Here is a 20,637-nt window from a genome sequence, read left to right as displayed (position 1 = left end):
AGGCGCTCATCGGCGCGCGTGCTGCCTGGCGTGCACGCGTGCGCCGGGTCCGGCGAACCAGGACACCGCCGAGACGTCGCTCGTACGCATCGACTCGGCCAGCGACCGCACCGGCCGGGTGCCTGCCTTCACGACGAGCAGCGCGACCAGGGTGCCCAGCACCAGGCCGACCGCCACGTCGTGCGGGTAGTGCACCCCGACGAAGACCCGCGAGAAGGCCATCGCGAGCGCCATCGGCACGGTGAGCAGCCAGATCCGTGACCAGGCCAGCGCAAGCGCGACGGCCGCGGCGCCCGCGATGGTGGCGTGGTTGGACGGGAACGACCAGTCGCCGTTGGCGGGGCAGGCGATCAGCGAGGTCGCCGCGCCCGCCACCGCCCGGCAGGGCCGTTCCTCGTCGATCAGCGACTTGATCACCTCGCTGCACACATAGGCGACCGCCGTCGCGACGGGCGCGAGCAGGGCGAGGGCGAACGACGTCGTGTCCCGGCGGCGGGCCCGCCACCAGGCGCAGACGAACAGCACGCCGAACAGGAGCAGGCCGAGCTCCGTCCAGACCTCGACGAAGCTCTGCACCCAGGACGGCATGTCGTGGGCGAAGTCGGTGATGTTGCGGTAGAGCTCACTATCCATGGTGACGGACAGTATGAATCATGAATGGGGGGTGACCACGAGCCGGCCGCGAGGCGGCGCCCAGACTGCGGAGGCACCCGCTCCAGAATGATGATCTGGAAAACTTGGGCACAGTGGCGGCGGGTGGGGCGGGAGTTGCCCCCGATCTCTCGTAAGGTTCGGTGCGTGGGATCTCTGCGCAATCCGGTCGGGCCGCTTCCCTCCTCCATCTATTGGCGACGGAGGGCAGTCGCGCTGTCCTTGATCGCGCTGCTCTCGCTCCTCGTCCTATGGGTCGTCACTTCCGGTGGCGGCAAGGGGAACAAGAGCGCCGGCAACAACAAGGGCCCGGACCCCACGCAGTCGATCACGCCGGGCCCTTCGGGCTCCGGCCCCGCGATCAGCACGGCACCGGGTGGCCGCGACGAGTCCAGCGGCTCGGGCGGCTCGGGCGGCTCGTCCGGTTCCGGAGGTTCGGGCGGCTCCAACTCCAGCTCTGGTGGTACGAGTACGGGCTCGGGCGGCTCAGGCGGCTCCAACTCCGGCTCCGGCGGCGGGAGTTCGGTCGGCAGTGGCGACACGGGCCGTCAGGTCCCGGCCGACTCCGGCCTGCCGACCTGCGCGCCGGGCTCGCTGACCCTGATCCTGCGCAGCACCAAGACGTCGTTCGCGCCGGGGGAGAAGCCGCGCCTCGAAGTCGTCGTCAAGAACAACTCGGCCTCCACGTGCAAGGCGGACCTGGGGCCGAAGGGGGCGGTGGTGACGGTGACGTCCACCGGGAACGACCGGGTGTGGTCCACGGAGGACTGCCCGTCGGGTGACGCGGACGTCTTCTTCCAGGTGCCGGGCAGCTCCGCGATCACCCACACAGTGGAGTGGAACCGCACGCAGTCCGCGCCGGGGTGTGCGACGCCGGGGGCGGGGGTGGTGAGCCCCGGCACGTACCTGGTAGAGGCCCACTTCCCGGGCCTCCCAGTGGCAAGAGCATCATTCGCCCTGGCCCAGGACTAACACCGGGGCTCCGCCCCAGACCCCGTTCGCGCCTGAAGGGCGCTCGTCCTCAATCGCCGGACGGGCTGAAGATGCTCGACCCTGCCAGGATCGATGCGGCTAGGGGCGCGGGGAACTGCGCGACCAGCCACGAACGACCCGCAGACGAAAACCGTCCGTACGGGTAGCCTCTCCGGCGTTTGAGGAGCGGGGGTCCGGGGGCGGAGCCCCCGGGAGGGGCCGGGCCTGGCAACCCTGCGCGTACGGGTGGGCGGGTGGGCGGGTGGGAAAACCCTGCTCCCTCGCCCCAACTACACGTACCGCTCCAGGATCGAACTCTCCGCCAGCCGCGACAGCCCCTCGCGCACGCTCCGGGCCCGCGCCTCGCCGACGCCGTCGACCGTCTGGAGGTCGTCCACCGAGGCGGCCAGCAGTTTCTGCAGGCCGCCGAAGTGTTCGACGAGGCGCTCGATGATCGCGCCCGGCAGGCGCGGCACCTTCGCCAAGAGGCGATAGCCCCGCGGGGACACCGCCGAGTCCAGCGTCTCGGGGGAGCCGCTGTAGCCCAACGCCCTTGCCACTATGGGCAGTTCGAGCAGCTCCGCATGCGTGAGGTCGTTGAGCTCGCGCAGCGCCTCGTCGACCGTGCGGGAGCGCTTGGCGGTGGGCTCGGGCACGTAGTCCCGTACGACCAGCTCCCGCTCGGGCTCGACGCCCGCGATCAGCTCGTCCAGTTGCAGGGACAGCAGCCGGCCGTCCGTGCCCAGCTCCACCACGTACTCGGCGATCTCCGTCGCGATGCGGCGCACCATCTCCAGGCGCTGGGCCACCGCCGTCACGTCCCGGACCGTCACCAGGTCCTCGATCTCCAGGGCGGAGAGGGTGCCGGCCACCTCGTCCAGGCGGAGCTTGTACCGCTCAAGGGTCGCCAGCGCCTGGTTCGCGCGGGACAGGATCGCCGCCGACTCCTCCAGGACCCGGCGCTCCCCGTTCACGTACAGCGCGATCAGGCGCATGGACTGCGAGACCGAGACGACCGGGAAGTTGCACTGCTTCGAGACGCGGTCCGCCGTGCGGTGGCGGGTGCCGGTCTCCTCGGTGGGGATCCCCGCGTCCGGCACGAGCTGCACACCGGCCCGGTGGATCTTGGTGATGTCCTTGTCGAGGACCAGCGCGCCGTCGAGCTTGCACAGCTCGCGAAGCCGCGTCGCGGCGAACTCGACGTCCAGGACGAAGCCGCCCGTGCACATCGAGTCGACGGTCTTGTCGAGGCCGAGCACGATCAGACCGCCCGTGTTGCCGCGCAGGATGCGCTCCAGGCCGTCGCGGAGCGCGGTGCCGGGCGCGACGGCGCTCAGCGCGGCACGCATCAGTGCTTCGTTACCGGAGCCTGTGCCGGACTTTCCGGGTGCTGATGCCCGGTCGTTGGCTGCCACTGCACTCCTCCGGTGTTGCTCATACGGCGCGTACTGCTCGCGTACTGCTCGTACGGACGGGCGAGACCAGGGCAAAGTCTACCGGCGCGGCTACTCCTCCCGTGGGGCCTGTGCGCGACGCCCGCGCGGGAGCACCCGCAGCGCGTCACCCATGTCGGCGACTTCCGTGACCTTCATACCGGCCGGGACCTTGCCCGGGTCGGTCGGCACAAGGGCGTGGGTGAAGCCCAGGCGGTGGGCCTCGGCCAGTCTGCGCTGCACGCCCGTGACCCGTCTGACCTCGCCCGCGAGGCCCACCTCGCCGATCGCGACCAGGTTCTTGGGCAGCGGAGTGTCGCTGGCGGCCGAGGCGAGGGCCAGCGCGATCGCCAGATCGGCCGCGGGCTCGGAGAGCTTCACCCCGCCCACCGTCGCGCTGTAGATGTCGCGCTTGCCGAGCGCGGTGATCCGGCCCCGCTGTTCGAGCACCGCGAGCATCATCGAGACGCGGGAGGTCTCAAGGCCCGAGGTGGTGCGGCGCGGGGAGGGGATCTGCGAGTCGACGGTGAGCGCCTGGACCTCGGCCACCAGGGGCCGGCGGCCCTCCAGGGTGACCGTCAGACAGGTGCCGGGCACCGCCACGTCGCGCCGGGTGAGGAACAGGCCGCTGGGGTCGGCGAGTCCGGTGATGCCCTCGTCGTGCAGCTCGAAGCAGCCGACCTCGTCCGTCGCCCCGTAGCGGTTCTTGACGCCCCGTACGAGACGCAGGCGCGCGTGCCGGTCGCCCTCGAAGGAGAGCACCACGTCCACCAGGTGCTCCAGGAGGCGGGGGCCGGCGATCGCGCCGTCCTTGGTGACGTGGCCGACCAGGAGCGTGGACATGCCGCGCTCCTTGGAGGCGCGGATCAGCGCGCCCGCGACCTCGCGGACCTGGGCCATGCCGCCGGGGGCGCCGTCGATCTCGGGGGACGCGACGGTCTGTACGGAGTCGAGGACGAGCAGGGACGGCTTCACCGCGTCGAGGTGGCCGAGGACGGCGGACAGGTCGGTCTCGGCCGCCAGGTACAGATGGTCGTTGAGCGCCTTGATGCGGTCGGCGCGCAGCCGGACCTGGCTCGCCGACTCCTCGCCCGTGATGTAGAGCGTGCGGTGGTCGTCGGTGGCCGCCTTGGCCGCGACGTCCAGGAGCAGCGTGGACTTGCCGACGCCGGGCTCGCCCGCGAGCAGCACCACCGCGCCCGGCACGAGACCGCCGCCGAGCACCCGGTCGAGCTCGTCCACCCCGGTGGTGCGGGCGGTCGCCTGGCGGCCGTCCACCTGCCCGATGGGCAGCGCGGCCGTGGAGACCCGGCCCGCGGCCGTGGTGCGCACCGCGGGCGCGCCGTACTCCTCGACCGTCCCCCAGGCCTGGCACTCGGGGCAACGGCCGAGCCACTTGGCGGTCGTCCAGCCGCATTCGGTGCAGCGGTAGGACGGCCGGTCCTTCGCGGATTTAGTACGGGCAGCCATGGCGTCACCGTATAGGGGGCCACTGACAATCCCGCACGGGCTGGGGAAGCGGGCCCCTGGGCCTGGCCCCTGGGCACAGGCCGGTTTTCCGCGCCCCGCCGTTCGGGTGGACGCGGCCGGGCGCGCGTCGCCCTGATTGGTTGCGTCCGTTTGCACAGTGCGTAGCTGGTCTGCCATGGAATGCCATGGAATTCCCGATTCCTGTCCCCTTTTGAGGGATACGTTCACCCGTAAGGATTAAATGTGCTCAACCGGTACGAAGAAGCCGTGATGCTCCGCCTACGGTCGCTCGCGTGACGAGCAGCAGACCGGATCAACCAGCGCACAACACCGGCGCACACCGGGCGCAGAGCCGTGCGCCCCGTACGTTGGCCCAGCGCCCGCCCGCGCGTTACGAGGCCTACCTGGACGGCCTGTTCACGTACTGCCTGTCCGTCCTGTGCGACCACGACGAGGCGACCGCCGCCCTCGGCGACGTACTCGCCGTCTCCGAGCGCCAGTACGCGCGCTGCCCCTCGGCCGAGGCCGAACGCAAGGCGTGGCTGTACGCGCTCGCCCGCTGGGCCTGTCTGCGCAAGCTGGCCGAGCGCAAGAGGAACCGGCAGGGCGCCCACACCGGACGCGCCGCCGAAGAGGCCCCCGCCGTAGCGGTGTCCGAGGAGGAGCAGGAGCGGCGCCGTCGCGAACTCGCCCTGCTCGCCTGGCCCGAGGCCGCCGGCACCACCCCCGAACAGCGCGAGGCCCTCGAACTCGCGGTCCGCCACCAGCTCGGCGCCCGCGAGGTCGCCTCGGTGCTCGGCATGAACTACCCGGCCGCGCGCGAACTGCTCGCCGCGGGCGCCTGCGAGGTCGAGCGGACCCGCGCGGCGCTCGCCGTCGTCGAGATGGGCGGCTGCCCCACGGTCGCCCAACTCACCGGCGACCACCAGGTGTTGCTCTCGGCGGCGCTGCGCCGCGAACTGGTCAGGCACGTCGACGACTGCCCCCGCTGCCGCCGCGCCGCCGAGCGCACGGGAGCGTCCGGACCCTGGCCCGGGGCGACCGTCACCCCGGCCGCGCTGCCGCTGGCCGAGGCGCCGCGGGCCGCGGCCCAGGCCGCGATGCTGCACGTGCCGAGGGCGCGCGGCGGGGCACCGCGCTTCGACCGCGCCGGGTTCCCGATGGACCCGAAGGACCGGGCCGCCCGGCGCGACCGGCTGCGGGCCAGGGCCGTGACCACCACCGTCGTCGCGACCGTCGTCGCGGCCCCCGTCTTCGCGCTCTGGGCCGCCTACCGCGGCGCCCCCGCGACCGGCGAGCCGGAGGGCGGCGCCAAGGTCACCGCCAGTGAGGCCGACAGCCCGGGCGGACTGAGCGGGCATCCGTACGACCGCTACGAGAACGCGGGCAACGCCCGCAGCGAGCCCGACACCCGGTTCACCGCGGGCAGCCGCGCCCCCGACGTGTCCGTCGAGGTCATCAGCCCCACGACCGCCCCGGCGGGCCCCGCCCGGCTCGGGGTCGCGGCGAGTTCGGCCGGCGACACGACCGTGCTCACGCTCACCTCGACCGGCGGCGCACCCGTCGACTGGTCGCTGCGCAGCCGCGCCCACTGGCTCACCTTCAGCCAGAGTGCGGGCAGGCTCGCGCCGGGGCAGAGCGTCACCGTGTACATCCGGGTCGACCACGCCCAGGAGCCGCACCACGCGTGGTCGGCACGGGTCGAGGTGGCGCCGTCGGGCGCGGCGGTGCGCATCGCGGGCGACGGCACGCCCATCGCGACGCCGTCCTCCCCCGACCCCGGCACCACGGGCCACCCCGGCCCGGGCGGATCCAGTGCGCCCGCCTCGACGCCGCCCACGCAGAGCCCGAGCAGCCCGACGCCCACGCCCACCCCGACGCCGCCGAGCCAGAGCCCCACCCCGACGGCGGCGCCCACACCCACGGGGACCCCGCCGTCACCGCCCCCGAGCAGCTAGCAACTGCCGTACGGGGTAAGGGAGTTACCGCTTCGGATCGGCCGGGTGCGGGGCGACCAGGGGGAGCTGCGAGGCGAGCCGCGCCTCGCACTGCTCGACGAGGACGGCGTACGCCTCCTTGCCCATCAGCTCGGTCAGCTCCGGCTTGTACGTCACGTACACCGGCTCGCCCGCGCCGTGCGCGGAGGTCGCCGAGGTGCACCACCAGTGCAGGTCGTGGCCGCCGGGGCCCCAGCCGCGGCGGTCGTACTCGCCGATCGAGATCTGCAGCACCTTGGTGTCGTCCGGCCGCTCGATCCAGTCGTACGTCCGGCGCACCGGCAGCTGCCAGCAGACGTCCGGCTTGGTCTCAAGCGGCTCCTTGCCCTCCTTCAGGGCCAGGATGTGCAGCGAGCAGCCGGCGCCGCCCGCGAAGCCCGGCCGGTTCTGGAAGATGCACGAGCCGTTCCAGCGGCGGGTCTGGCGGTCGCCGTCCTCGTCGGTCTGGATCCAGCCCGACTCGGTGCCTACGTCGTGGAACTGCCACAGCTCCGGGGTGAGCCGCGCCACGTGCCCGGCCACCCGCTTCTCGTCGTCCTTGTCGGAGAAGTGGGCGCCGAGCGTGCAGCAGCCGTCGTCGGCCCGGCCCGCCTCGATGCCCTGGCAGCCGCTGCCGAAGATGCAGGTCCACCGCGAGGTGAGCCAGGTCAGGTCACAGCGGAAGACCTGCTCGTCGTCGGCGGGGTCGGGGAACTCGACCCAGGCGCGCGGGAAGTCGATCCCCTGCTCGTCCTGAGTCTTGTTCGCGGGGTTCTTCGGGGCCTTGGCTTTGCCCGGCTTCGCCTTTTTCGTCTTTGGCACACCTCAAGCGTATGTCCGAGGCCATGTCCGGACGCGCAGTAGCGTTCAGTCCATGAGACTCGGAGTCCTCGATGTGGGGTCGAACACGGTTCATCTGCTGGTGGTGGACGCGCACGCCGGTGCCGCGCCGCTGCCCGCGCACTCGCACAAGGCCGAGCTGCGGCTCGCCGAACTCCTCGACGAGGACGGTGCGATCGGACCGGAAGGCATAGACCGCCTCGTCGCCACGATCAGTGGCGCGCTGCTGTCGGCCGAGGACAAGGGTGTCCAGGAACTGCTCCCCTTCGCGACGTCCGCGGTGCGCGAGGCCAGCAACGTGGACGAAGTGATCGCCCGGGTCCGCGCCGAGACCGGGGTCGATCTGGTGGTGCTCTCCGGTGAGGAGGAGGCCCGCCTCACCTTTCTCGCGGCGCGCCGCTGGTACGGCTGGTCGGCCGGGAAGCTGCTCCTGCTCGACATCGGCGGCGGCTCCCTGGAAGTCGCGTACGGCATCGACGAGGAGCCGGACGCGGCGGTCTCGCTGCCGCTGGGAGCCGGGCGGCTGACCGCGGGCTGGCTGCCGGGCGACCCGCCGGACCCGTCCGACGTACGGGCCCTTCGCCGTCACGTGAGGGCTCAAATCGCCGAAACCGTAGGGGAGTTCACCCGCTCGGGGCGGCCCGATCACGTGGTCGCCACGTCGAAGACGTTCAAGCAGCTTGCGCGGATCGCGGGGGCCGCACGGTCGAGCGAGGGCGCCTACGTCCAGCGCACTCTGAGTCGTAAATCACTGGAGGAGTGGGTGCCCAAGCTCGCCGCCATGACGACCGAACAGCGCACCACGCTGCCCGGCGTCTCGGAGGGCCGGGCTCCGCAGCTGCTCGCGGGGGCGCTCGTCGCCGAGGGTGCGATGGACCTGTTCGCGGTCGATGAGCTGGAGGTCTGTCCCTGGGCGCTGCGCGAGGGCGTGATCCTGCGCCATCTCGACCACCTGCCGGTGGGCTGACGGAGCGAAGGGGCGGGGCGGGCACGGGGGAGAGCCGGACCCGGAGTTACCGGCGAGTGTGACGTTCGTCGGGCTCGCCGGACCGCCTCCCCCCTCGGCGGTGGCGGCCCGTACCCTGTCTGCGTGGCAGAACCAGTGGTGCGCATCCCGGATGCGAAGGTCGCCCTGTCCACGGCCTCGGTCTATCCGGAGTCGACGGCAACGGCCTTCGAGATCGCCGCGCGCCTGGGCTACGACGGCGTCGAGGTCATGGTCTGGACCGACCCCGTGAGCCAGGACATCGAAGCCCTGCGGCGGCTCTCCGACTACCACCAGGTGCCGATCCTGGCCGTCCACGCGCCGTGTCTCCTGATCACGCAGCGGGTCTGGTCCACCGACCCGTGGGTGAAGCTGCAGCGGGCCCGGGCGGCGGCGGAGAAGCTCGGCGCGTCGGCGGTGGTGGTCCATCCGCCCTTCCGCTGGCAGCGCCAGTACTCCCGCGACTTCGTGAACGGCATCTGGCGGATGGCGGACGAGACCGACGTCAGATTCGCCGTAGAGAACATGTACCCGTGGCGCTACCGGGACCGCGAGATGCTGGCGTACGCGCCCGACTGGGACGTGACGAAGGACGACTACCGGCACTTCACGGTCGACCTCTCGCACGCCGCGACCTCCCGCACGGACGCGATGGCCATGGTCGACCGGATGGGCGACCGGCTCGCCCACGTCCACCTCGCGGACGGGCGCGGCTCGGCGAAGGACGAGCACCTGGTGCCGGGCCGCGGCACGCAACCCTGCGCGGAACTCCTGGAGCGCCTCGCCCTGACCGGGTTCGACGGGCACGTCGTCATCGAGGTGAACACCCGGCGGGCGATGTCCGCTGCCGAGCGCGAGGCCGACCTCGCGGAAGCCCTCGCCTTCACCCGGCTGCACCTGGCGTCCGCGCCGGCCCGCCGCGCATGACGGACCCCGGGGGCGGTACGGGGCCGGCCACCCCGCGCCGGCGCGGCCGGCCTCCGCGGGCCGCCGCCGAAGCGGGCCCCGGCACCCGCGAACGCATCCTCGCCGCCGCGCGCACGGAATTCTCTGACCGGGGTTACGACAAGACATCGATGCGGGGCATCGCCAAGGCGGCGGGGGTGGACGCGGCGCTGGTCCACCACTACTTCGGCACCAAGGACGAGGTGTTCGCGGCGGCCATCGAGGTCGACTTCGAGCCGGCGCTGACGGTGGACGCGGTCCTCGGCGACTCCCTCGACGGCGTCGGCGAACGCCTGGCCCGCCACTTCCTGGCCATCTGGGAGAACCCGGCGACCCGCACCCCCTTGATCGCCGTGATCCGCTCGGCCCTCACGCACGACGCGGCGGCGAAGGTGCTGCGGGGCTTCGTCCTGCGCCGCCTGCTGGAGCGGGTGGCGGGGGACCTTCGGGTCCCCGACCCCCGCTTCCGCGCGGAGCTGGCGGCGTCGCACATGATGGGGATCGTGATCATGCGGTACGTCCTGGAAGTGGAGCCGCTGGCCTCGGTGCCGGCGGAGCGGATCGTGGAGATGGTGGGGCCCACGTTGCAGCGATACCTGACCGAGGGATAGCCCGGCCCCTGCACCCCCGTATCGCGCCTTGAGAGCGCTCGTCCTCAATCTCCCCCAAGGCCTCAACGGCCAGGGGGACCCCATGACAGGCTGGGAATGCACCCTGCCAGGGGCGCGGGGAACTGCGCGACCAGCCACGCACGGTCCGCAGCCGAATCACTCCCCCCGGCGGGTTTCGGGAAGGGGCGGGGTGGGGCCTCCCCGGGGTCTGGGGCGGAGCCCCAGCGCGACCCGCCCCCGCCCGGACCGCAGGGCCAAATGGCGAACCCGGCATCCCGTCATCCGGACACCCTGTCCAAATCTTGGAGCCGCGGCGTAGGCTCACAGACAGCCCACCCTGTCTGAAGGAGACGAGCGACGATGCCCGAGCTGAGGTCCCGCACAGTCACCCACGGCCGCAACATGGCGGGCGCCCGCGCCCTTATGCGGGCCTCCGGTGTAGCGAGCGAGGACATCGGCAAGCCGATCATCGCCGTGGCGAACAGCTTCACCGAGTTCGTGCCGGGCCACACCCACCTCGCCCCGGTCGGCCGCATCGTCAGCGAGGCGATCCTGGCCGCCGGCGCCGTCCCCCGCGAGTTCAACACCATCGCCGTGGACGACGGCATCGCGATGGGCCACGGCGGCATGCTCTACAGCCTCCCCTCCCGCGACCTCATCGCGGACAGCGTGGAGTACATGGTCGAGGCGCACTGTGCCGACGCCCTGATCTGCATCTCCAACTGCGACAAGATCACCCCCGGCATGCTGATGGCGGCGCTCCGCCTCAACATCCCCACCGTCTTCGTCTCCGGCGGCCCGATGGAGTCCGGCAAGGCGACCCTGGTCGACGGCACGGTCCGCACCCTCGACCTGGTCGACGCGATCTCGGACGCGGTGAACGACAAGATCTCCGACGAGGACATCCTCCGCATCGAGGAGAACGCCTGTCCCACCTGCGGCTCCTGCTCCGGCATGTTCACGGCCAACTCGATGAACTGCCTGACCGAGGCGATCGGACTCTCCCTCCCCGGCAACGGCTCGGTCCTGGCGACCCACACCGCCCGCCGCGCCCTGTACGAGAACGCGGCCCGCACGGTCGTGGAGATCACCAAGCGGCACTACGAGGACGACGACCACTCCGTCCTGCCCCGCTCCATCGCGACCCGCGCCGCGTTCGAGAACGCGATGGCGCTCGACATCGCCATGGGCGGCTCCACCAACACGATCCTGCACCTGCTCGCCGCCGCCCAGGAGGCCGAGCTCGACTACGGCCTCAGCGACATGGACGCCATCAGCCGCCGCGTCCCGTGCCTGGCCAAGGTCGCCCCGAACGTCGCCAAGAACCGTACGTACTACATGGAGGACGTGCACCGCGCCGGCGGCATCCCCGCGATCCTCGGCGAGCTGTACCGCGCGGGCCTGCTCAACGAGGACGTGCACACCGTCCACTCCCGCTCCATCAAGGGGTGGCTGGACGCCTGGGACGTGCGCGGCGGCTCCCCGTCCGCAGAGGCGGTCGAGCTGTGGCACGCGGCCCCGGGCTGTGTCCGCTCGGCCACCGCGTTCTCGCAGTCCGAGCGCTGGGACACCCTGGACACCGACGCCGCCGAGGGCTGCATCCGGGACGCGGCGCACGCGTACAGCAAGGACGGCGGCCTCGCGGTCCTGCACGGCAACCTCGCCGAGGACGGCTGCGTCGTGAAGACGGCCGGCGTCGACGAGTCGATCTGGACCTTCGAGGGCCCGGCCGTCGTCTGCGAGTCGCAGGACGAGGCCGTCGACAAGATCCTCCGCAAGGAGATCACGCACGGCGACGTCGTCGTGATCCGTTACGAGGGCCCCAAGGGCGGCCCCGGCATGCAGGAGATGCTGTACCCCACTTCCTTCCTCAAGGGCCGGGGCCTCGGCAAGACCTGCGCGCTGATCACCGACGGCCGCTTCTCCGGCGGCACCTCGGGCCTCTCCATCGGCCACGCCTCGCCCGAGGCGGCGTCCGGCGGCACGATCGCGCTGGTCGAGGACGGCGACCGCATCCGGATCGACATCCCCAACCGTACGATCGAACTCCTCGTCCCCGAGGCGGAGTTGGCGACCCGTCGGGACGCGCTGGGCGGCGTGTACGCCCCGAAGAACCGCGAGCGCAAGGTCTCGGCCGCGCTGCGCGCCTACGCGGCGATGGCGACCAGCGCGGACCGGGGCGCGGTGCGCGACGTCTCGAAGCTGGGCTGACGCCACATCAGGTGACGTGCGAGCGCTGGGCTGGCGCCGCATCAGGCAGCGGGCCCAGCAGGTCGCCAACTGGTGGATCCGGCAGGTCGCCAACTAGCGAATCCAGCAGGTCATCAGCAGGTCACCAACTGGCGACGTCCCCCGGATCGACCCCGAACACCGACCCGTCGGGGGAGGCGGCATACACCCGCCCCCCGGCGGCGAGCGGCGCCGGGAGGGCGGGCGTGAAGGTGTAACGCCCGTTGTTCATGCGGGGGTTGGTCTGCCCCGCGAGCACGCCCTTGCCCGCGTCGAACGCGAGCAGCCGCCCGTCCGCGCCGGTCAGGAACACCTGGCCGGCCGAGGCGACGGGCCGCGAGGCGCGGGCCACCCCCGTGTCGAGCCGCCACTTCTCGCCGCCCCGTACGGAGTCGACCGCGACCAGCGCCCCGCCCGCCCCGAACAGGTAGACGGTGTCCCCGGCGGCCCCGGCCTGCGCCTGGTCGAGCGGTGCGGTGAGCGCGGTGCGGCGGGCGGTGTGCGCGGCGGCGTCGAGGCGTACGACCGCCGTGGTGAACCCGCCGGCGTCGGTGGCCAGCAGGAACACGGCCTTGCCGTCGGCCGCGACGGGCCTGAGCCGTCCGTCGGCCCGAGCCTGCCAGCGTACGGATCCGCTGGAGGGATCGAGGGCGGCGACGGAGGTCGAGCGCCCGTCGGCGGACGGGGTGGCGACGAAGGCGGCCCCTTTGCCGTCGGCCGGCACAACCCACTGGGAGCGGGGCCCGCCGACCGCCTTCCGCCAACTCTCCTTGCCCGTAACGGAGTTGAGGGCGGTGACGTGCCCGTCCGCCGTGGCGAGCAGCACGGTGGCGCCTGCGGGATGCACCCCGGAGTACGCCGATACGTCGGCGGACCACACCGGCTTCCCGGTCCCGGCGTCGTACGCCCGCAACGATCCGCCTCCCGGCGCCCGCACAAGGACCCTCCCGCCGGCCACGACGGGAGCGAGGTCCTCGGACAGCAGCTGCCCGCCGTCCCCCGCCACCGACCAGAGGACCTTCCCGCTGAGGGCGTCGAGCCGGGCGGCGGCGACGCCGGGCGCGGCGCAGTACAGGGCGCCGCCGCCCGCGTCCGCCGAGCAGGAGGCCGTACGATTCCCGTCCCCCTGGGTGGCCAACCGCACGTTCCAGGGCCGGAATTGAGCCGCCGCGGGCTGCTCGGGAGCGGCGACGGTCCCGGTGCCGTCGGGCAGCGCCCGGACGGCGGCCACGCCCCCGCCGACGACCCCGATGAGCACGAGCGCGCCGACGACCCAGCGGGCGCGCCGGCGCGAGGGGGCGGGGGAGTGGGGGGAGCTCGGGGACTCGGGGGACCCGGGGGACTCGGGGGAGTCGCTCTCGGTCCGAGGCGGAACAGGATCACTGGGCGGAACGGGATTACGGAACCGCTGCGTAGGGATATGGGCCTCGGACCCGTACGCGGCGGACCGCAGCGCGGACATCAGCTCGTCCGGGGTGGGCCGGTCGCCGGGATCCTTGGCGAGGCACAGGCGCAGCACGGGCGCGAGATCCTCGGGCACCCCGTCCAGGTCGGGCTCGTTGTGGACGACTTGGTACGCGACGACGTACGGCGAAGCGGAGTCGAAGGGCCCGCTCCCGGTGGCGGCGTGCACGAGCACGGCCCCCATGGCGAACACGTCGGCTGCGGGCCCGACCTCGCGGGGCCGCTGGAACTGCTCGGGCGCCATGAAGGGCGGCGTGCCGATGAGCTTGCCGGTCTCGGTCCGCAGATCGCTGTCGTACGGACGCGAGATCCCGAAGTCGATGACCTTGGGCCCGTCGGCGGCGAGCAGCACGTTGCTCGGCTTGAGGTCGCGGTGCACGACCCCGGCCCGGTGGATGTCGCGCAGGGCCTCGGCGAGCCCGGCTCCGAGCCGGCGTACCTCGGCGGCGCCGAGCGGCCCGTTGTCCTTGACGCGTTCGGCGAGGGTGGGCCCCGGGATGTGGACGGTGGCCATCCAGGGCCGGTCGGCATCGGGGTCGGCGTCGACGACGGAGGCGGTGAAGGCCCCGCTGACCCGCCGGGCCGCGGACACCTCCTGCCGGAAGCGGGCCCGGAACTCCGGGTCGGCGGCGTGCTGGGCGTGCACGACCTTGACGGCGAGCCGCATGCCGGAGGGAGAGGTGGCCAGGTGCACCACACCCATCCCGCCCGAGCCGAGTACGGATTCGAGCCGGTACGCCCCGACGGACTCCGGATCCGCGGCGCCCTCCGCCCCGAACCCGATACTGCGCGGCGAGGCCATGGTCCACCCCCGAGTGTCCGTTGTACGCGCGCGTCCCGGCGGAGCCTAGTCGATGGGGCGTACGGGCCCGATGGGGCTTGCTAGCCTGCGTGTTGCACGCAGAGTGAAACCGATGGGGGAGCTTCACATGGCATCAGAATCAGCCGAATCCATGGCGTCCACGTCGCTGGGGACCCAGCGCTATCCGGTGGCACCGGGCTGCGAACTGAACGTGCGCAGCGGCCCCGGCACGGGCTACTCGATCATCGACGTGCTGCCCCAGGGCGCCACGGTCCCGGTGAACTGCCAGACCCCGGGCACCCGGGTCTCGGGCCCGTACGGCACCTCGAACATCTGGGACAACATCGGCAACGGCCGGTTCGTCGCGGACGCGTACGTGAAGACGGGAAGCGACGGCTACGTGGCGCCGCGCTGCGGCTGACGGGCTACGTGTCCGCCCCTGGGATAATCGACCCCATGAGCGAGCCCGAGAATCCCGAGAACCCCGAGAGCAAGGGCGCAGGCACCGCGGGCCCCCAGCCCGAGCCCATCCGCTTCTTCGGCACGACGTGGGTGGACCACGACAACGGGTACGGGCTGCGCAGGGCGGGCGCGGCGATCGGCTCGCTGGCCGCAGCGGTGGCGGCGTGCTTCGTCCTGCGCTTCGCGTACGAGGGCCTGCAGCTCTCGAACACCGGCAGCTTCGTGAACGTGCTGGTGGTGGTGATGTTCGCGATCTGCAGCGCGCTGGCGTTCCGCAAGACCTGGGACGCCTTCTCGACCCGCCCGGCCGACCCGGAAGCGGACCGCTCACTCCAGGGCCTGAAGGCGATCGGCTTCATCGGCTCGCTGCTCGCCTACTTCTTCCGCACCTTCACCGAGGCCCCCGGCGAGGCCCTGCACCGCAAGGAATACGAAACGGCCCGCGCCCAGTACGCCCGCCGTCGGGGCAACCCGTCGACGAAGTCGACAAAGAAAAAGCCAAAGCGAAAGTAGCCGGGGCCCCGCTGAATGGGCCCCCTTGGAGGGGCCCGCCCTGCTGTCGGGCTTGGTGGGGCTGGGTCTGGGGCGGCGGGCCACGGGTGGCCGACCGCGCGTTTCCCGCGCCCCGTGGGGGTGGGCGGCCCGGGGCATTCGGGGGCCGTCGGAGCTGCCGACCGTGGGGGCGATGAGCCGGGCCCGAGCAACGGCTCGGCGTTTGACGAGACGGAACGCGCATGCGGGGGCCAGCAGCCCCAGGCACACAGGAGCAGCGAGCCCATTGATGAGCGGGTGTGTGCCCACCCGTCGGCCCCCGGGCCACCGGCGAGCCACTTCCCCTGCCCACGGGCCGTCAGCCGCCAACGATCCGGCGCCCCCACTGGTGCCTCGCTCTCTTGAGGAGGCAGAACGGGTGGGCAGGTGGGAAGGCGGCGCCTTGGTGCACGCACCGCCACGGGTCGCCATGCGCCGACAGGCCGGGCCCCTGGCCGTCAGCTATCGACGCGCGGGACCCATCGGTCGTTAGCCCACGCGCTGGAATCACCCGGCCGTCGGCCCATCGGCGAGCTGGTCCCCAGCCGCCAGGCCATCGACAAGCCGGTAGCTAGTCACCGGCCGCGAGGCCATCTGCGAGCCACGCCAGCCAGCCAGCCAGTCCGCCCACGCACCCACCGGCCGTCAGCCGCCAACGATCTGGCACCCTCACCAGTACATCGCGTGCCTCGCCCTCTTGACCCCGCCGAGCGGGCGGGCGGGTGGGAAAACGCGCCCCCCGCTCCCACCCCACCCGGCAGACTCGCCCCCATGACAACAACCCGCGCCCACTCCTTCAACGCCGCCGCCGCGCAATACGCCGCGAACCGCCCCTCGTACCCCCCGCTTCTCCTCGAAACCCTGGAGGAGCTGGCAGGACGCCCCCTGCGGAACGCCCAGGTCGCTGACGTCGGCGCCGGCACCGGCATAGCCACCAGCCTCCTGCACGCCCGCGGCGCGAAGGTCACCGCGGTGGAGCCCGGCGACGGCATGGCGGCCGAGTTCCGCAGGAACAACCCCGGCATCCCGCTGGTGCGGGGGGACGGCAACCACCTCCCCCTCGCCACCGCATCCGCGGACTTCATCACGTACGCCCAGGCCTGGCACTGGACCGACCCGGCGAAGGCGGGCCCGGAAGCCCGCCGCGTACTGCGCGAGGGCGGCGCGCTCGCCCTGTGGTGGAACATGTCGGACAACTCGCAGGAGTGGGCGGCCGCCCAGGACGCCCGCCTGCGCGACTTCTTCCAACACGACTCGTTCCGGCCGGCCAGCGGCGAGGGCAAGCAGCGAGGGGGTCACCCCTGGACCGACGTCCCCGGCCTGGACTTCACGGAACGCGAAATCCCGCACACGCGCAAGGTCCCCCTGGTCACCCACCTGGCGAACCTGGGAAGCCACTCGGCGTTCCTGGTCCTGGGCGAGGAGAGGACGAGGGAGTTCATGAAGAGGGAGCACGAGGTCCTGAGCGAACGCTTCCCCGACGGCACGGTGGAGGAGTGCTACGTGGTCCACGTACGACTGGCCCTCAACTAACAGCCGCCCCCCAGGGCCGTGGGGGATGGCCCCGGACAGCCCCGGCCCCCGATCCTTGACGCCCGAACCCCGGCAGGCGCACTATTCATCACATGGTGAATTATGGCCCGAACCCCACGGGCAACAGCACCTCCCCAGGGCGCGACACCGCGCCGGGCCCCCAAGACGCCCCCGCCGTAACGGCCCGGTCCCTCACCGTCGTACGCGGCGACCGCCAAGTCCTGAAGGCCCTGGACTTCACCGTCCCGCGCGCCCGCATCACCGGCCTCCTCGGCCCGTCCGGCTGCGGAAAGTCGACCCTGATGCGCGCGATCGTGGGTACGCAGGCGAAGGTCACCGGCACCCTCACCGTCCTCGGCGCCCCCGCGGGCACCCCGGCCCTGCGCGAACGCATCGGTTACGTGACCCAAGACCCGTCCGTCTACCAGGATTTGACGGTGCGTCAGAATCTGGACTACTTCGCGGCCGTACTGAACCCCGGCCGAGCCCACCGCGCGGCCCGCGCCGAAGCGGTCACCCGGGCCATCACGGACGTCGACCTCACCAGCCACGCCGACGACCTGGCGGGCCGGCTCTCCGGCGGCCAGCTCAGCCGCGTCTCACTGGCCGTCGCCCTGCTCGGCACCCCGGAACTCCTTGTCCTGGACGAACCGACCGTGGGCCTCGACCCCGTACTCCGCCGCGACCTCTGGAACCTCTTCCACACCATCGCCGCCACGCGCGGCACCACCCTGCTGGTGTCCTCGCACGTCATGGACGAAGCGGAACGCTGCCACCGCCTGCTCCTCCTGCGCGACGGCGTACTCCTGGCCGAGGACACCCCGGACGACCTGCGCACCCGTACCGCCAGCGAAACCGTCGAGCAGGCCTTCCTCCACCTGGTGGACGAGGCCGCCACCCACCCCGAGGCCTCCCGATGAACACAACCCGCACCTCCGGCAACCCGCAGCCCGCCGCAAGCCACCTCGCCCCTTCCCGGGCCCCGAGGCCGACCGATGAACACCGCAGCCGCGCCTCCGAAGAGCCCGGGGGCTCCCGATGACCAACCCCCGCACCGCGCCAGCCCCCCCACCCCGAGGTCCGCTCATGACCGCGTCCCGCACCCTCGCGACCGCCGCCCGCGTCCTGCGTCAGCTGCGCCACGACCCGCGCACGATCGCGCTGCTCCTGATCATCCCGTCCCTGATGATCATCCTGCTCCGGTACGTGTTCGACGGCAGCCCGACCGTCTTCAACAGCATCGGCGCCTCGCTGCTCGGCATCTTCCCGCTGATCACGATGTTCCTGGTGTCCTCCATCGCCACCCTGCGCGAACGCACCTCGGGCACCCTGGAACGCCTCCTCGCCATGCCGCTCGCCAAGGGCGACCTGATCGGGGGCTACGCACTGGCCTTCGGCGTGCTCGCCGTACTCCAGTCGCTCATCGCGACGGGCATCTCGGTCTGGCTCCTCGACCTGAGCGTGGTCGGCTCCCCTTGGCTGCTGCTCCTGGTCGCCCTGCTCGACGCCCTGCTCGGCACCGCCCTCGGCCTGTTCGTCTCGGCCTTCGCCGCGTCCGAATTCCAGGCGGTCCAGTTCATGCCGGCGGTGATCTTCCCCCAGCTCCTGCTGTGCGGCCTGTTCACCCCGCGCGACTCGATGCAGCCGGTCCTGCGCTGGATCTCGGACGTCCTGCCCATGTCGTACGCCGTCGACGCCATGACCCAGGTCCTCCACCACCCGGACGCGACGGCCACGTTCGCGAAGGACACCGGCATCGTGGCGGCGGTAGCGGTCCTGGTCCTCACCCTCGGCGCCGCCACCCTGCCCCGCCGGACCCCGTAGCCGTACCGCCCCTCGGACACCCCCTTCCGGCACCCGTCCTCGATGCGAGGATGACGTCACGAAACGCCGCACCACCTGGAGGGTGACCGCATGACCCAGACCGTCGCAGTCCTCGGCACGGGCAAGATCGGTGAGGCCCTCCTCAGCGGAATGATCCGGGCCGGCTGGCACCCAGCCAACCTCCTGGTCACCGCCCGCCGCCCGGAGCGCGCCGCGGAACTCCACGCCCGCTACGGCGTGGACACGGTCACCAACGCCGAGGCCGCCAAGCGCGCCGACACCCTGATCCTCGCGGTGAAGCCCCAGGACATGGGCAAGCTCCTGGACGAACTGGCCCCGCACGTCACGAGCGACCGCCTGGTGATCAGCGCCGCGGCCGGCATCCCGAGCTCCTTCATCGAAGCCCGCCTGGCCTCCGGCACCCCGGTCGTGCGCGTCATGCCGAACACCCCCGTACTGGTCGACGAGGGCATGTCGGTGATCAGCGCCGGCAGCCACGCGACGCCGGACCACCTCGCCCATACGGAGGAAATCTTCGGCGGCGTGGGCAAGACCCTGCGCGTCCCGGAATCCCAGCAGGACGCGGCAACGGCCCTCTCCGGCTCGGGCCCGGCGTACTTCTACTACCTGGTCGAGGCGATGACCGACGCCGGAATCCTGCTCGGCCTGCCCCGCGCCCAGGCGTACGACCTGATCGTGCAGTCCGCGATCGGCGCCGCGGTGATGCTCCGCGACAGCGGCGAGCACCCGGTGAAGCTCCGCGAGGCGGTGACGTCCCCGGCGGGCACGACCATCAGCGCGATCCGCGAGCTGGAGAACCACGGCGTACGGGCCGCCCTCATCGCAGCCCTGGAAGCCGCCCGCGACCGCAGCCGCGAACTGGCCTCCGGCAACAGCTGACCGGCTGCGCCCTCTTGCTGCGCCTCTTCTTGTTACGCCTTCTTTCGTGGCCGCCGCACCACAGTGGCGGCCACGCCCCCGCCGACCAGCGCCAGCGCGCCCCCGCCGACCAGGCTCAGCACCCCGGCGGGAGTATGCGGAAGAGCCGCCCGCGCCGCCTGGAACACGGTGCCCCCGGACGACTTGTCCCCACCACCGGCCGAACGGATGGGGGTCTCCGCTCCGGTGCCGCGCGGCACGACCGCTCGCACCGTCCGCAGGTCCGCCGCGAGCCGGCTCCCCTTCTGGAACTTCTCCTCAAGCCGCGCCACCTCACCGGGCGGGGCGAGGCTCGCCCGCGCCCGCTCGATCTCGGCCCGGGTCTCCGCATTGACGGCGTCGACGACCCGCAGCCGTATGCGGGCAACGTGCTCGTCACCGTCCGCGGCGTAGGCAGCCCCGGGTCCCACGGCCATCCCCAGGACGAGGAGGGTCGCGGCGGCCACGGCAATCCGAAGAAGAGACCTCATACCCGCCAAACTAGGACGCCCGACAGGACCACCAGATCGGCCGTCCCGCCAGGCCTGCCTCGGCCGAAAGCACGAGGTCCGAGGCGTGCGGGGGCCCTGAGCAGGACCTCAGCCGGACCCCTGGCCGAGGGTTGACACAGCCATCCCCGGTACGTAATGTTCTCCGAGTTGTCCGACGTGAGCGCCGACCCCGGTCGGTCCCCGGACAGCCATTCCGCACCAACCACTTCTTATGAACGACACCTCGTCGTCTCATTTTTCGTGCGCTTTTGCGAAATGAGGAATCCGCGTTCGAGAACGCACCCCGATTGGCGTCGGGGGCCAGGATTCCGCTAATGTCTCACTCGTCGGAACGGCCCAACAGCCGGGAAGACAAGCCGACTTGGACCCGGGAGACCGGAAATCAGGCCCGAAAGGATCTGATAGAGTCGGAACCGCCGGAAAGGGAAACCCGAGAGGGAGAACCGGAAAGGCACCGAGGAAGTCGGACACGAAAGAGT

Annotated in this window: 18 protein-coding genes; 12 read left to right on the top strand and 6 right to left on the bottom strand. The window is 72.1% G+C overall.

Annotation, left to right across the window (positions count from 1 at the left end; all coding sequences use genetic code 11):
• Positions 1-6: 6 nt before the first annotated feature.
• The gene (locus ADK54_RS31115; protein WP_053729101.1) at positions 7-633 is read right to left on the bottom strand and encodes a phosphatase PAP2 family protein; all 627 of its coding nucleotides are present in this window, start codon (positions 631-633) and stop codon (positions 7-9) included.
• Between the two features lie 165 nt (positions 634-798).
• On the opposite strand from ADK54_RS31115, the gene ADK54_RS31110 reads away from it, so the two are divergent.
• Complete coding sequence (locus ADK54_RS31110; protein WP_078966776.1) at positions 799-1,623, top strand: hypothetical protein; 825 nt, start codon at positions 799-801, stop codon at positions 1,621-1,623.
• 290 nt (positions 1,624-1,913) lie between these two features.
• Here the strand turns inward: ADK54_RS31110 and disA are convergent, their stop codons facing one another.
• Both disA and radA read right to left on the bottom strand, forming a co-directional pair.
• Positions 1,914-3,038 carry a DNA integrity scanning diadenylate cyclase DisA gene (gene disA, locus ADK54_RS31105; protein ID WP_053729099.1) on the bottom strand — a complete coding sequence of 375 codons (1,125 nt, stop codon included), beginning with the start codon at positions 3,036-3,038 and terminating at the stop codon, positions 1,914-1,916.
• Between the two features lie 90 nt (positions 3,039-3,128).
• Complete coding sequence (radA, locus tag ADK54_RS31100) at positions 3,129-4,526, bottom strand: DNA repair protein RadA (protein WP_053729098.1); 1,398 nt, start codon at positions 4,524-4,526, stop codon at positions 3,129-3,131.
• A 293-nt stretch (positions 4,527-4,819) separates the two neighbouring features.
• Here radA and ADK54_RS31095 point away from each other — a divergent pair, with 293 nt between their 5' ends.
• The gene (locus tag ADK54_RS31095; RefSeq protein WP_053729097.1) at positions 4,820-6,484 is read left to right on the top strand and encodes a BACON domain-containing protein; all 1,665 of its coding nucleotides are present in this window, start codon (positions 4,820-4,822) and stop codon (positions 6,482-6,484) included.
• 24 nt (positions 6,485-6,508) lie between these two features.
• Here ADK54_RS31095 and ADK54_RS31090 read toward each other — a convergent pair whose 3' ends face one another.
• Complete coding sequence (locus ADK54_RS31090; RefSeq protein ID WP_053729096.1) at positions 6,509-7,324, bottom strand: hypothetical protein; 816 nt, start codon at positions 7,322-7,324, stop codon at positions 6,509-6,511.
• Between the two features lie 52 nt (positions 7,325-7,376).
• Here ADK54_RS31090 and ADK54_RS31085 point away from each other — a divergent pair, with 52 nt between their 5' ends.
• The 4 genes from ADK54_RS31085 to ilvD all read left to right on the top strand — a co-directional run bounded on the left by ADK54_RS31085 (position 7,377) and on the right by ilvD (position 12,094).
• Positions 7,377-8,309 (top strand): Ppx/GppA phosphatase family protein, encoded by a 933-nt coding sequence (locus ADK54_RS31085; RefSeq protein ID WP_053729095.1) that lies wholly within the window; start codon positions 7,377-7,379, stop codon positions 8,307-8,309.
• Positions 8,310-8,432: 123 nt separating this feature from the next.
• Positions 8,433-9,254, top strand: coding sequence for a sugar phosphate isomerase/epimerase family protein (locus tag ADK54_RS31080; RefSeq protein WP_078966775.1), 822 nt, complete (start codon positions 8,433-8,435; stop codon positions 9,252-9,254).
• On the top strand, positions 9,251-9,883 hold the full coding sequence (locus ADK54_RS31075) for a TetR family transcriptional regulator (RefSeq protein ID WP_053729093.1): 633 nt from the start codon (positions 9,251-9,253) through the stop codon (positions 9,881-9,883). The genes ADK54_RS31080 and ADK54_RS31075 overlap by 4 nt, the downstream gene beginning before the upstream one ends.
• Before the next feature lie 360 nt (positions 9,884-10,243).
• Complete coding sequence (ilvD, locus tag ADK54_RS31070; protein ID WP_053729092.1) at positions 10,244-12,094, top strand: dihydroxy-acid dehydratase; 1,851 nt, start codon at positions 10,244-10,246, stop codon at positions 12,092-12,094.
• A gap of 121 nt (positions 12,095-12,215) precedes the next feature.
• Here the strand turns inward: ilvD and ADK54_RS31065 are convergent, their stop codons facing one another.
• Positions 12,216-14,378, bottom strand: a complete 2,163-nt coding sequence (locus tag ADK54_RS31065) for a protein kinase domain-containing protein (protein WP_053729091.1) — start codon at positions 14,376-14,378, stop codon at positions 12,216-12,218.
• 127 nt (positions 14,379-14,505) lie between these two features.
• On the opposite strand from ADK54_RS31065, the gene ADK54_RS31060 reads away from it, so the two are divergent.
• The 6 genes from ADK54_RS31060 (at position 14,506) to proC (ending at position 19,628) form a co-directional block, all read left to right on the top strand.
• Positions 14,506-14,799, top strand: a complete 294-nt coding sequence (locus ADK54_RS31060) for an SH3 domain-containing protein (RefSeq protein WP_053729090.1) — start codon at positions 14,506-14,508, stop codon at positions 14,797-14,799.
• A 35-nt stretch (positions 14,800-14,834) separates the two neighbouring features.
• Positions 14,835-15,353: a hypothetical protein gene (locus tag ADK54_RS31055; RefSeq protein ID WP_053729089.1), complete on the top strand. Its 519-nt coding sequence runs from the start codon at positions 14,835-14,837 to the stop codon at positions 15,351-15,353.
• 789 nt (positions 15,354-16,142) lie between these two features.
• A complete protein-coding gene (locus ADK54_RS31050; protein WP_053729088.1) occupies positions 16,143-16,904 on the top strand; it encodes a class I SAM-dependent methyltransferase in 762 nt (253 codons plus the stop codon).
• Between the two features lie 92 nt (positions 16,905-16,996).
• The gene (locus tag ADK54_RS31045) at positions 16,997-17,824 is read left to right on the top strand and encodes an ABC transporter ATP-binding protein (protein WP_053729087.1); all 828 of its coding nucleotides are present in this window, start codon (positions 16,997-16,999) and stop codon (positions 17,822-17,824) included.
• Between the two features lie 118 nt (positions 17,825-17,942).
• Entirely contained in the window at positions 17,943-18,728 is a 786-nt protein-coding gene (locus tag ADK54_RS31040; protein WP_053729086.1) for an ABC transporter permease, read from the top strand.
• A gap of 90 nt (positions 18,729-18,818) precedes the next feature.
• Positions 18,819-19,628 carry a pyrroline-5-carboxylate reductase gene (gene proC, locus ADK54_RS31035; protein WP_053729085.1) on the top strand — a complete coding sequence of 270 codons (810 nt, stop codon included), beginning with the start codon at positions 18,819-18,821 and terminating at the stop codon, positions 19,626-19,628.
• Positions 19,629-19,660: 32 nt separating this feature from the next.
• Here proC and ADK54_RS31030 read toward each other — a convergent pair whose 3' ends face one another.
• Positions 19,661-20,137: a hypothetical protein gene (locus ADK54_RS31030; protein WP_159047953.1), complete on the bottom strand. Its 477-nt coding sequence runs from the start codon at positions 20,135-20,137 to the stop codon at positions 19,661-19,663.
• Positions 20,138-20,637: the final 500 nt, after the last annotated feature.

The sequence above is a fragment of the Streptomyces sp. WM6378 genome (assembly GCF_001279695.1).
Taxonomy (GTDB): Bacteria; Actinomycetota; Actinomycetes; order Streptomycetales; family Streptomycetaceae; genus Streptomyces.
The sequence above is the reverse complement of the archived record's forward strand: the minus strand, read 5'-3'. Positions and strand labels throughout refer to the sequence as shown.